This is a genomic window from Paenisporosarcina antarctica (assembly GCF_004367585.1).
GTDB classification, from domain to species: domain Bacteria; phylum Bacillota; class Bacilli; order Bacillales_A; family Planococcaceae; genus Paenisporosarcina; species Paenisporosarcina antarctica.
Genome location: NZ_CP038015.1, coordinates 1,344,624 through 1,357,015 on the forward strand (window position 1 = coordinate 1,344,624; position 12,392 = coordinate 1,357,015).

Sequence of the window (12,392 nt, forward strand, 5' to 3'; positions counted from 1 at the left end):
TTCCGTGTTAAAATAAAAAGTGAAGATTTTGCGGCATTTAATTATCCGGCGAATTGAGAGAGTTTTTTTCATGGGTAAACAGTTGATACATCTTTACTAACGCACGCTTTTCAATTCGAGAGACATAGCTCCGAGAAATATTTAATTGCTTGGCGATCTGTTTTTGAGTCATGGGTTCAAATTGATTTAAGCCATAACGGCGTTCAATAATTTCAATTTCTCGTTTTTCTAGTTTTCCTAAAAGTCGATATAATCGTGCCTTTTGTTCTTTTTGTTCAAGGGTTTGTTGTGCGGTATCTTCATCAGTATGGAGTAAATCTGTAATTTGGAGAGAATGGCCATCTTTATCTGTACCAATTGGCTCGAAAAGAGAGACATCTTTTTGAACTTTTTTCTGAGAACGTAAATGCATAAGAATTTCGTTTTCAATGCAGCGAGCTGCGTATGTTGCGAGGCGTGTTTTTTTATCTGGTGTATAACTTGCGACGGCTTTCATTAATCCAATTGTACCAATTGATATGAAATCATCGAGTTGTTCATGTTTGGGATGAAATTTTTTGACAATATGTGCGACAAGTCGCATATTGCGTTCGATTAATTCATGTTTGGCTTCTTCTTCACCTGCTAAGCAACGTTTCACATATATGGCTTCATCTTCTTGGGAGAGAGGTTTTCGAAACGCCTGACCCTTCAAGTAACCGATAAAAACAGGGATTTCAATCCATAATTGAATGACAGCAGACAATAATCCACTCATGATGACGTGCACCTCCATGTCGTCTTTTGTCACTATATGATAGCGATGTTTAAAGCATGAAAAAAACGACCGCAATTTGCGGTCGTTACACTTTTCTTAATGTAAATGTACTAATCATTAAAATTGCCAAGGTTGGCATGAGAAACATATATAAAACAGGTGTGAATAGTGACAACCCAAAATAAGAAAGCGTCAGTAAGGTTCCTGCAGCGGTAATTGGGAGTCCTGTAAAGTAGCCAGTTGTTTCCATCGTATTAAAGCGTGCTAAGCGAAAAGCTCCACTTGCGATATAAATGATGGCAAAGACCATTCCAGCTGTTCCAAATTCAACTAAAACAATCATGTAAACGAGAATCGCAGGAGCAATGCCGAATGAGATGATATCACTCATGGAATCAAGTTGTTTCCCAAGTTCTGATTCTTGACTATATTTACGAGCAACTATTCCGTCGTAACGGTCTAGTAAAGCTGCGATAAATATAAACAAAACACTATAGCTATATGATTCGTTTAATGTAGTCATGATTGAAGCTCCACCAAAAGATAAGTTTCCAATGGTAATCATATTTGCTGCATTAGCTTTCATTTTCTTGATTGTGAGATCCACGCGTTGGAATAAAAACAATGGAAAACACTCCTTCGTGTATACAGTATTTTTTTATTATACTTCTTTTTGCTAAAAAAAGGTAGAGCATATTTAGAATAGGCGGGTTAACATGAAACACAAAGTGTACCAATCACTAATTGAATTAACGAACGGAAAATGGTCCTCGCTAGCAATCCAACGATTTGCAAAATCAAGCTGGAGTCGAAAAATTATTCCATCATATATACGTACATATAGAATTGAAATGAAGGAAGTTTCCCAGTCTATTGATACATTTCCAACATTGCATGATTTTTTTATTCGGAAAATTGAATCGCAATATCACCCAATCGTAAATGGAGAAATGGTAGCAAGTAGTCCTGTAGATGGAAAAGTAGAGTCGGCAGGTTCTATTACTTCCAATGGTACATTTTTAGTGAAGGAAAAAGCGTATACAGTGACTAATCTTCTGGGTAATGTAGATCAAGCTTCTCATTATATAGATGGTACCTATATTGTGTTTTATTTAAGTCCTGCCGATTATCATCGCATTCATAGCCCGGTAAATGGCCATGTTAAAAAACAAGTGACTCTTGGTGAGAAATCATATCCAGTAAATCAGGCAGGTTTAACGTATGGAAAAACCCCGATTAGTGGAAATTATCGTCAAATCACTAATTTAATTTGCTCGAATCTAAAACATTGTGCTGTCATAAGTGTTGGTGCCATGTTCGTCAATTCAATTCAAATGACTAACACATCACGAGACTGGAAAAAAGGCGAAGAAATTGGTTATTTTACTTTTGGTTCTACAGTAGTTTTACTATTCGAAAAAAATGCGTTTCAACTTGATTCATCCATTACTCCTGGTTCTCGAGTACGAGTGGGTGAGAAAATAGGGAGTATGTTATAATCATTACAGAAAAAAGGTTGAACGGAGTGTGTCACGGTGTACAAAAAATTTTTACCAAGCGAATTTGTGAATAATGTATTTGACATTTCACCTGAACGATTACTTGAAAAAGGAATTCGCGGAATCATAACAGATTTAGATAACACACTTGTTGAATGGGATCGTCCTGAGGCAACTCCAAAACTTGTGAACTGGTTAAAAAGCATGAAAGACGCAGGGATTCAAGTAACAATTGTTTCTAATAATAGCGAGCTTCGAGTGAAATCTTTCGCAGATCCACTTGGTATTCCATTCATATATAAAGCACGTAAACCAATGGGCAAAGCGTTTCGTAAAGCACTTAACACGATGGATGTAAAAAAGGAAGAAGTTGTCGTTATTGGAGATCAACTTTTAACGGATGTTGTTGGTGGGAATCGCATTAATTTGCACACAATTTTAGTATTACCAGTAGCAAAATCAGACGGTTTTTTCACGAAATTTAATCGTTTGGTTGAACGACGAATATTTAAAGCTTTAAAAAGAAGAGGTTATGTAACTTGGGAGGAAGAAGTTTGACAACTATACCAACATGTATCGGATGCGGTACACAAATACAAACAAATGATCTGAAAGCACCTGGCTTTGCGCCACAGTCTTCGCTAGAAAAAGAAATAATCATATGCCAACGTTGTTTTCGCTTAAAAAATTATAACGAATTACAACCGGTATCATTAACAGACGATGATTTTTTACGTATTTTAAATAGTCTTGGAAATGAGCAGGGGTTAATTGTGAAAATTGTCGATATCTTTGATTTCAATGGCAGTTGGTTACCGGGTTTACACCGCTTTGTAGGGAATAACCCAATATTACTAGTGGCGAACAAAGTAGATTTGCTACCTAAATCAGTCAAAAAACATCGCGTGATTAAATGGCTACAACAAGAAGCAAAAAAACTTGGCTTGAAACCAGTTGAAGTGATGTTAGTTAGTGCTCATAAAGGTACGGGAATGGTTGAAGCTATGGAAGCTATAGATCGCCTTCGAGATGGTAAAAATGCTTATGTGGTTGGTTGTACAAACGTCGGAAAGTCAACGTTCATTAATCGTATTATCAAGCAGGTTACAGGTGAAAAAGAAGTGATTACAACTTCTCACTTCCCAGGTACAACACTTGATTTAATTGAAATACCGTTAGACGATAATCAATCTCTTTATGATACGCCAGGGATTATCAATCATCATCAAATGGCTCATTATTTAGATTCATCTGAACTTAAATCAATTATGCCCAAAAATGAAATCAAGCCAAAAATATTCCAGTTAAATGCGGGCCAAACGTTATTTTTAGGCGGTCTAGCTCGATTTGACTTTATTCAAGGTGAACGCTCATCGTTTACAGTTCATATTTCTAATGAATTAAATATTCACCGAACGAAACTTGAAAATGCTGATAGCTTATATGCTGAACATTTAGGCGAAATGCTAGCACCACCATCTACAAAATTTAAAGACAAGTTCCCATCACTTGTGCGTCATGAATTTTCGATTAAAGCAGAGAAGACAGATATTGTGTTTTCAGGTTTAGGGTGGATTACTGTCAATCAACCAAATGTGGTCATAGCAGCATATGCTCCTAAAGGCGTAGAAATACAAATTCGTCCATCGCTAATATAGGGGGCAGCTAACTTGAAAAAATGGTACGCGGTTATCGGTGACCCGATCTCTCATTCAATGTCACCAAGCATGCATAGTAAGTGGTTTTCCGATTTAACAATCGACTCCACTTACATTCCTGTGCAAGTCAAAAAAGAAAAACTAGCCGATGCTGTTCACTCATTAAAATCTTTAGGAGCAAGTGGTTGGAATGTAACGATTCCACATAAAGAAGCCATTTTGCCATTTTTAGATCAAATAGATTCTTCAGCACAACTAATGGGCGCAGTTAATACAGTTGTTGTAGAGGAGAATGGCACATTAACAGGTTACAATACGGATGGCATTGGGTTCGTTAATTCACTAGAAGAAGCAATGGGTTTAAATCTTAAAGAACTGCCTATTTTAATCATTGGTGCTGGTGGAGCAGCAAGAGGAATTGCTTTTGCATTAAAAGAGCAAGGCTATGTAAATCTCTCATGTGCAAACCGCAGTTTTTCAAATGCACAACGTTTAATCACTGATTTGACAAGTGGCCGTGCCCTATCGCTAGAGCAAGCAGAAGTTGAACTGGGAGACTTTAAAATCATCATACAAACAACGCCAGCTGGTATGCTAACAACTAATGTAAACATGCCTTTGTCACTTAAAAATGTAACATCTTCAGCAATTGTTGCAGATATTGTGTATAATCCATTATTGACGCCTTTTTTGGCTGAAGCAAAAGATCGAGGAGCACGTTGTTTGAATGGAGTGGGGATGTTTGTGCACCAAGGAGCATTGTCATTTCAAAAGTGGACAAATCGCAAACCAGATACGAAGCAAACTATAGAGCAAGTCGAACAAATACTAGGAGGTCCACATGTTAACAGGTAAACAAAAACGTTTTTTACGAAGCGAAGCTCATCATTTATCAGCTATTTTTCAAGTTGGAAAAGGTGGAGTAAATGAACATTTAATTAAACATATTGAAGAAGCGATCGAAACTCGTGAATTAATTAAAATCAGCATCTTGCAAAATTGTGAAGATGATAAACAAGAAGTAGCAGAACAATTAGCAAAAGGTACGAAATCAGAACTAGTTCAATTAATTGGTTTAACAATTGTGTTATACAAACCATCAGTAAACAATAGAAAAATCGTGTTACCAACAAGAGGCTAACGATGAAAGAAGTGTGCATTTTTGGAGGAACTTTTAATCCGCCACATATTGGACATTTAATTATGGCGAATGAAGTTTATCATGCATTTCATTTTGATGAGATCCGCTTTATGCCGAATGCAAAACCGCCCCATAAAGAAGCGACTCAGCTAGCCACAGGTGAACAACGACTTCGCATGATTGAACTAGCAGTTGAACCATTCTCTTATTTCACTGTGGAAGCGCTTGAAATAAAGCGCGGTGGGGTATCCTATACGATTGATACGATGAAGGAATTGCAAACGCGAGAACCACTTACGAAATTTAGTTTTCTAATTGGTGCGGATATGATTGCCTATTTGGATAAATGGTTTGAGATAGATGAGCTTGTAAAGGGTATTCGTTTGATTGGCGTACGTCGTCCAGGATATGACGAAAAATCGAAATATCCGGTCACATTAATCGATGCACCACTAATTGATTTATCATCATCGATGTTACGTAATCGTCTAAAAGAAGGTAAAGATGTTTCCCTACTTATCCCGGAAAGTGTAAAAACGTATATTCGTCAGGAGAAGTTGTATGAATAGAGATGATTTGTTAAATGCTATACGTACAAGAATGCCTGAAAAAAGATATGTGCATACTTTAGGAGTAATGGAAACTGCTATTGGATTAGCGAAAGTGTATGGTGAATCTGAAAAAGCTGCAGAACTTGCTGCTATTTTACATGATGTCGTGAAATTTGCAGATCGAGACTGGATGAAACAAACCATGATCGAACAGCAAATGGAGCCAACACTTTTAACATTTCACCATGAATTGTGGCATGCTCCTGTGGGGGCATTCCTAGCTCAGCAGGAATTTGGGGTAACAAATCAAGATGTCTTAAATGCAATTTGCTACCATACCACTGGTCGTAAATATATGTCCAAACTTGAGAAAATCATTTATTGTGCTGATATGATTGAACCAAATCGAAAATTTTCAGGTGTCGATGAATTAAGACAGCAAGCTGACCAAGGACTCGAATTATTAATGAAGGCTTGTGTAAAACATTCCATTCAATTTTTAATAAAAAAAAATCAACCGGTATATCCGGATTCCATTCATTGTTACAATGATTTGGTTACACGAAAGGAAAATGACTGAATGACAGTTCCAACATTATTAGAAATAGCGTATAAAGCAGCAGATGACAAACGTGCAGAAGATATCATCGTATTAAATATGCAAGGTGTATCTTTAATTGCAGATTACTTTGTGATTTGTCATGCAAACTCTGACCGTCAAGTACAAGCAATTGCAAAAGAAATGGCAGACCAAGCAGGAGAAGCTGGATATGATGTAAAACGTCTAGAAGGCTATGACGCAGCTCGTTGGGTATTAGTCGATATGGGTGACGTTGTTGCACATGTATTCCACAAAGACGAACGTCAATTTTATAACTTAGAACGTTTATGGGGAGATGCACCAATTATCTCTGTAAACTTAGAAGCGTAATGTCTAGTTACAAAGAGTTTGCGCACGTTTATGATGCATTAATGACCGACATACCTTATGACAATTATGTTCATAAGGTTGTTTCATGTGTAGAAAATGTGAAAGGTAAATCTCTTTTAGATATTGGTTGTGGAACCGGAGTCCTGTCTGCAAAATTTGCAGAACAGGGTTTTCTTGTTCAAGCTGTAGATTTATCTGAAGAGATGCTTGCAATGGCGTCTGAGCGTTTTCAAACAGAAGGCTTTCATATTCCTTTATTTCATATGTCTATGACTGAATTAGAAGGTTTTCAAGATTTAGATGTTGCGATTCTTTCGATAGATTCGTTAAATTATTTAGAAGATGAAGATCAAGTTCTTCAAACATTACACAACATATATCAATTGTTGACTGAAGATGGTCAGCTATTTTTTGACGTTCATTCTATTTTTAAAATGGATGAATTGTTTTTAGATGGACCATTTACATATGAAGATGAAAATGTTGCCTATATTTGGCATACTGAAGAAGGCGAACATCCACATTCCATCTATCATGATTTAACATTCTTTATGAAAAACTCAAATGGCTCATATGATCGTTTTGAAGAAAGTCATTTTCAGCGCTCGTTTGATGTAAGTACGTATCTATCATTTTTACAAAAAGCTGGTTTTACTCGAATTGAAGTAACAGCAGACTGGACAAATGAATCTCCCAAAAAAGACAGTGAACGTATTTTTTTTCATGCAATTAAATAAACTCTCCTTTTTTTATCAATATCTTAAAAGAAAACTTTCCAATTTAGAGCAATTCGTTTATAGTATGTTTAACTCCATAAGAATTGCTCTCTGTAGGAAAGGATGACCCAGTCTGAATCCTTCATGGATAAAAAAACATACGAATAAATTAGTACTTGTATGTGCTGTAATCATTTTGGCTATTTTATTATTTCAACCCTTTTCCCACAAACCGGACCCCCCACTTGCCGGTACGCTTGAAACCATCCAAAACCCTATCCCAAGTACAATCCCAAATGAGAAACATCCTGAAACAAGTCCAGTCAGTATTAAAGAAAATGAATCTGTTGTCGTTGATGTAAAAGGACAAGTCCATAAACCTGGTATGTATACATTACCAATGGGCAGTCGTGTACTTGACGCACTCCAAATTGCAGGAGGGATACTTCCAACTGCAGAAGACAAAGAGTTGAATTTTGCTGCGAAGTTAGTTGATGAGATGGTGATTTATGTGCCGTTCATTGGAGAAATTGATGTACCTACGACAGTTGTTACAAAGCCAGGTACGACGACGGAATCACAATCCACAATCATCAACATCAATACGGCGGATGAAACGACATTAACGACGCTTTCTGGTATTGGTCCGTCTAAGGCAAACGCTATTGTTACTTACCGTGATGAAAAGGGACTTTTTCAATCCATCGATGAACTAAAAAAAGTAACGGGTATTGGTGATTTAACATTTGAAAAATTAAAAGACTTTATTTCGGTTGAATAAAATCATATTCAATTGACGTGTGAAACATATTCCCACTAAACTAGATAAGAGTTTACAATCAGGGGGCGTTATTATGGAGCGAATAACATGGGATCAATTCTTCTTGGCACAAAGCCATTTACTAGCATTGAGGAGCACGTGTACAAGATTAGCGGTAGGTGCGACAATCGTTCGTGATAAACGAATCATGGCAGGCGGTTACAATGGTTCCATCTCAGGAGGAGACCATTGTATTGATCAAGGATGCTATGTAGTAGATCATCATTGTGTCCGTACGATTCATGCTGAAATGAATGCCTTACTTCAATGCTCAAAATATGGCATTTCAACGAATGAAGCAGATTTATATGTGACTCATTTTCCTTGTTTACCATGCACAAAATCAATTATTCAAGCAGGAATTCGACGTTTATATTACGCGAAGGATTATAAAAACAATGAATATGCGATTCAATTGTTCAAGCAAGCAAGTGTAGAGGTTGTCCATGTGCCTTTTGATGAACGAAAAATCGATTTCCTAAGTGATAAAAAAATAACTTTGTACTTAGAAATGCTTCAAAAATTAAGAGAGAATGGAGTTTCTGCTGAAGAATTGGCTTCATATGAAGCGCAGGTGAATGAATTATTTGGCAAAACTATTGGAACCAACGTCTAATTTATTTAGCAATTGCAGCCATTATATCAACGAGTGCTTCAATTGCTTCAATTGAACTGCTTTTTGTACATGCATTTATTATTTTGCTATTTTTTCGAAAACGCTTACCGAAAATATTTATATTAAGTTATGTCACTATAGCCATTTTTTTCTTTATCCATGCCGAAGTGAAATTGTCTATTGGTGATCAAGAAATCAAACAAGATAGCGTTATTCAACTAACATCTATTCATAGCATAAAAGGCTCTAAATTACGTGGTTTTGCCATTTCTGAAGAAAAGCAGAAGTGGTATCTCACATATACTTTTGTATCAGAAAATGAGAAGAACATGTTTCAAGAACAATCATTGACACGTGCAACGTTTGTATTGAATGGACAAGTGACAGAAGTACCGATACCTGCTCATGACTATGCGTTTAATATGCAAACCTATTTAACGAGCCACGGAGCATCTGGGATGTTGTCTGTCACTTCATTAGAAAAAATCTCAGAGCCAAGTGGTTTTTTGGGTTGGATTGCAAATCGACGTTTTCAAATGAAAAAGCATATTGAAGTCCACTTTCCACTTTCCCTTCAACCTGAAGCGAAAGCCTTATTGCTCGGATTACGAGATGACGTGGACCAACAACAAACACGTGCCTATCAAATACTTGGTATTACCCATTTGTTTGCCATTTCGGGGTTACATGTAGCATTCTTAACCTATATTTTTTATCAGTCGATGTTAAGACTATCAATTAGAAAAGAAGTTGCAATTTGGTGTTTGTTAATCTGTTTACCTATTTACGCAATTTTAGTAGGTGGAGCGCCTTCAGTATGGCGTGCTGTAGGGGTTGTAGAAATACTGTTACTTTCAAAGCAAATGAATAAACGACTGTCGATTGAAGATGCCTTTGCTCTAAGCATACTGTTTTCTATATTTATTCAACCGGGTGTGTTATTGCAAATTGGTTTCCAATTATCTTATGCAGCGGCTGCGTCCTTGCTTTATTCTTCTCCTTTTTTAAAGAAGCAAATAAGTGTCTTCAAACAATCATTTTGGATTACATTTCTTTGTCAAATCGGGGTAGCCCCCATACTTCTATTTCACTTTTATGAGATTTCGTTATCCTCTTTTATTGTTAATTTATTTTTTGTCCCTCTTTTTTCAGTTGTTATTTTACCCATCAATTTACTATTATTTCTAGTGTCGTTTATACTACCTTACTTATCAGATCTAATTTTTCTCTTATATGAACCACTACGTTTAACTCTAACGACGTTTATTTTGAAAATAGCTGCTATTCCGCATCAATTGTGGAATCCAGGCAAACTTTCCAACTGGCAAGTTGTGATCGCATACTTAGGTGTGGTGAGTACTTTTTTTGTTTTAGAAATTCAATATCCACTGAAAAAAATGGCGTTGACACTAGGACTTCCTATCGTATTAATTCAAGCAACACCGTATTTCGATTCATCCATCGAAGTGACATTTTTATCTGTAGGTCAAGGAGATGCTACGCTTATTGAACTCCCTCATCAAAAAGGGGTAATTCTTATTGACTCAGGAGGTTTATTACGATTTGGTCAAGAAGCTTGGAAACAAACAGACGACCCATTTGAAATTGGGCGAGAAGTGGTTGTACCTTTTCTAAAAGGGCGGGGCATTCACTACATTGATAAATTTATTTGGACGCATGCAGATAGTGACCATATAGAAGGTGCAGAAGAAATTTTAGAAGAAATAAGAGTGGGAGAAATCCATGTGACACCTGCCGCTACTTCCGAATCAGCTTTGCAACAAGCCGTTCAAACAGCTATGCTCCAAAAGATTACAATCAAAGAAAAATTTGCAGGGGATAGCTTTCAATTGGGAGGTACGCAATTTATGTATGTTTCTCCACAAGATAAAGAGTATAAAGGAAACGACGATTCCCTAGTTTTATATATCAAACATGAACTGTTTACGGTTTTGTTGACAGGAGACTTAGAAAAAGATGGGGAAGAAGAATTGTTAAATGCGTATTCAGGCTTACAAAATGTCGCTTTACTAAAAGGTGGGCACCATGGAAGCAAAACTTCCAGTACTTTGCCATTTATTAAAAAACTTAATCCTAAAATAACTGTTTTTTCAGTGGGGAAAAACAATCGTTATGGGCATCCCCATGTTGAAGTAGTTAATAGATTTAAGGAAAATCAAATGCCGACACTAACAACGGCAGATATGGGCTCAATCCATGTCCGTTATAATAATAAGGAAATGACCATACGTGCGACTTCAAATAAGGGCATAATAAAAAGAGACCTATCACAATGAAAAGTCTCTTTTTTACTATTTTATCTTGTAATGAAGTCAATTACCGTCGGAATGGTAAATATCACTGCAAAGAAAACAAATGATACTACGAAAGCAACACCCGAGTCAATCGCATCGTTACGTGTGGATTGGACATTCTTTTCAAATTCGTGCATAACTATCCCTCCTAATACAACTTTTATTATAAGGGATTCTATAAAAAAAATCCATAAACATCAAGTTTTTTTCCTGTATTTCAAACGAAAGACACATTTTGTTCAAAACCGGAGCATTTTATTTTCATGTATAATAGAAACGAATGTGTGTTATAGGAGGTTTCTCATGTTTTCAAGTACTTGGAAAAAGATTCAACAAGGTGATTTTAGTCCGATTTATCTACTTGTCGGCACAGAGCATTACTTTTTCGACGAAACAATTCGTCGCATGAAAGAATCACTTAATCAAAATGGAGAAACGGATGTATTACTTTTTGATTTAGATGAAGTGCCCGTGCAACACGTAATTGAAGAAGCAGATACGATTCCATTTTTTACAGAACGAAAATTAATCATCGCTAAAAATGCCTCTTTTTTAAAAGCAACTGAAAAAGGAAAAGAGAAAATAGATCACGATTTAAAGAAGTTTGAAAGTTGGGTTCAGAATCCTTCTGAAACTGCGATTACTATTTTTATTGCACCTTATGAAAAACTAGACGAACGTAAAAAAGTAACAAAGTTGATGAAAGAAAAATCTCTTTTATTAGTAGCAAAACCGCTCGAAGGAAATGATTTAGTAGTATGGGTTAAATCCATAGTAGCGCGCGAGAAAAAAACGATGACGAGTGAAGCGATTACACGATTAATTGAAACAGTTGGACAAGACTTAGTTCAATTGCAATCAGAAATACATAAGATGGCAACTTATATTGGAGAAGGCCTAGAAATCACTAAGGACGACGTAGAGCTGCTGATGACACGAACATTAGAGCAGGATGCATTCCAGCTACTCAATGCGTATTTGCGTGGGGATACTACAACCGCCTTGACGGTCTACCACGATTTGTTGCGGCAAAAACAAGAACCGATTATGTTAACTGCATTGCTAGCTTCTCAAATACGTTTACTATCTAATGTAAAATACTTGCAAAAAAAAGGGTACCACGCACAAGCCATTGCGAAACAACTAAAAGTGAATCCATACCGAGTGAAATTAATTGTCGAAAGTAGACAACAAGTTAAAGAACAACGTTTGTTGCAAGTTTTACATAGACTTGCAAGTGCAGACTATCAATTAAAAACGAGTAGTGGCAGACGGGAACGTATTTTAGAATTATTTTTAATGAATCGATTGTGAAAATAGTCCTGACTCGCTAGTGTAAAGCGAATCAGGACTATTTTTTATTCAGAGAAACACGAAAAATTAAGGCA

At 36.4% G+C, this 12,392-nt stretch carries 16 protein-coding genes; 13 read left to right on the forward strand and 3 right to left on the reverse strand.

Features of this window, described 5'->3' with window-relative positions:
* Positions 1 to 37: 37 nt before the first annotated feature.
* Together sigK and pssA are read right to left on the reverse strand one after the other, a co-directional pair.
* Positions 38 to 757 carry an RNA polymerase sporulation sigma factor SigK gene (sigK, locus tag E2636_RS06745; protein ID WP_017380173.1) on the reverse strand — a complete coding sequence of 240 codons (720 nt, stop codon included), beginning with the start codon at positions 755 to 757 and terminating at the stop codon, positions 38 to 40.
* A gap of 85 nt (positions 758 to 842) precedes the next feature.
* A complete protein-coding gene (gene pssA, locus E2636_RS06750; RefSeq protein ID WP_134209518.1) occupies positions 843 to 1,382 on the reverse strand; it encodes a CDP-diacylglycerol--serine O-phosphatidyltransferase in 540 nt (179 codons plus the stop codon).
* A 91-nt stretch (positions 1,383 to 1,473) separates the two neighbouring features.
* Between pssA and E2636_RS06755 the strand changes: the two genes are divergently transcribed.
* From E2636_RS06755 to E2636_RS06810, 12 genes are all read left to right on the forward strand, one after another.
* Positions 1,474 to 2,256 (forward strand): phosphatidylserine decarboxylase, encoded by a 783-nt coding sequence (locus E2636_RS06755; protein WP_134209519.1) that lies wholly within the window; start codon positions 1,474 to 1,476, stop codon positions 2,254 to 2,256.
* A gap of 36 nt (positions 2,257 to 2,292) precedes the next feature.
* Positions 2,293 to 2,814, forward strand: a complete 522-nt coding sequence (locus E2636_RS06760) for a YqeG family HAD IIIA-type phosphatase (RefSeq protein WP_017380170.1) — start codon at positions 2,293 to 2,295, stop codon at positions 2,812 to 2,814.
* A complete protein-coding gene (yqeH, locus tag E2636_RS06765) occupies positions 2,811 to 3,914 on the forward strand; it encodes a ribosome biogenesis GTPase YqeH (RefSeq protein ID WP_134209520.1) in 1,104 nt (367 codons plus the stop codon). The genes E2636_RS06760 and yqeH overlap by 4 nt, the downstream gene beginning before the upstream one ends.
* Before the next feature lie 12 nt (positions 3,915 to 3,926).
* A complete protein-coding gene (gene aroE, locus E2636_RS06770; protein WP_134209521.1) occupies positions 3,927 to 4,769 on the forward strand; it encodes a shikimate dehydrogenase in 843 nt (280 codons plus the stop codon).
* Positions 4,756 to 5,055, forward strand: a complete 300-nt coding sequence (gene yhbY / locus E2636_RS06775) for a ribosome assembly RNA-binding protein YhbY (RefSeq protein WP_017380167.1) — start codon at positions 4,756 to 4,758, stop codon at positions 5,053 to 5,055. The genes aroE and yhbY overlap by 14 nt, the downstream gene beginning before the upstream one ends.
* A gap of 2 nt (positions 5,056 to 5,057) precedes the next feature.
* Positions 5,058 to 5,624, forward strand: coding sequence for a nicotinate-nucleotide adenylyltransferase (locus tag E2636_RS06780; RefSeq protein WP_134209522.1), 567 nt, complete (start codon positions 5,058 to 5,060; stop codon positions 5,622 to 5,624).
* A complete protein-coding gene (yqeK, locus tag E2636_RS06785; protein ID WP_134209523.1) occupies positions 5,617 to 6,186 on the forward strand; it encodes a bis(5'-nucleosyl)-tetraphosphatase (symmetrical) YqeK in 570 nt (189 codons plus the stop codon). Before E2636_RS06780 ends, yqeK begins: the two co-directional genes overlap by 8 nt.
* Positions 6,187 to 6,537, forward strand: a complete 351-nt coding sequence (gene rsfS / locus E2636_RS06790; protein WP_017380164.1) for a ribosome silencing factor — start codon at positions 6,187 to 6,189, stop codon at positions 6,535 to 6,537.
* Entirely contained in the window at positions 6,537 to 7,274 is a 738-nt protein-coding gene (locus E2636_RS06795; RefSeq protein ID WP_134209524.1) for a class I SAM-dependent DNA methyltransferase, read from the forward strand. Before rsfS ends, E2636_RS06795 begins: the two co-directional genes overlap by 1 nt.
* Positions 7,275 to 7,449: 175 nt before the next feature.
* Entirely contained in the window at positions 7,450 to 8,034 is a 585-nt protein-coding gene (locus E2636_RS06800) for a helix-hairpin-helix domain-containing protein (RefSeq protein ID WP_134209525.1), read from the forward strand.
* A gap of 73 nt (positions 8,035 to 8,107) precedes the next feature.
* A complete protein-coding gene (locus E2636_RS06805; protein WP_134209526.1) occupies positions 8,108 to 8,689 on the forward strand; it encodes a ComE operon protein 2 in 582 nt (193 codons plus the stop codon).
* An 83-nt stretch (positions 8,690 to 8,772) separates the two neighbouring features.
* Positions 8,773 to 10,986: a DNA internalization-related competence protein ComEC/Rec2 gene (locus E2636_RS06810; RefSeq protein ID WP_134209527.1), complete on the forward strand. Its 2,214-nt coding sequence runs from the start codon at positions 8,773 to 8,775 to the stop codon at positions 10,984 to 10,986.
* 20 nt (positions 10,987 to 11,006) lie between these two features.
* On the opposite strand, the gene E2636_RS06815 is transcribed toward E2636_RS06810, so the two are convergent.
* Positions 11,007 to 11,141 (reverse strand): YqzM family protein, encoded by a 135-nt coding sequence (locus E2636_RS06815; protein ID WP_134209528.1) that lies wholly within the window; start codon positions 11,139 to 11,141, stop codon positions 11,007 to 11,009.
* Between the two features lie 166 nt (positions 11,142 to 11,307).
* On the opposite strand from E2636_RS06815, the gene holA reads away from it, so the two are divergent.
* A complete protein-coding gene (gene holA, locus E2636_RS06820; protein ID WP_134209529.1) occupies positions 11,308 to 12,318 on the forward strand; it encodes a DNA polymerase III subunit delta in 1,011 nt (336 codons plus the stop codon).
* Positions 12,319 to 12,392 lie beyond the last annotated feature (74 nt).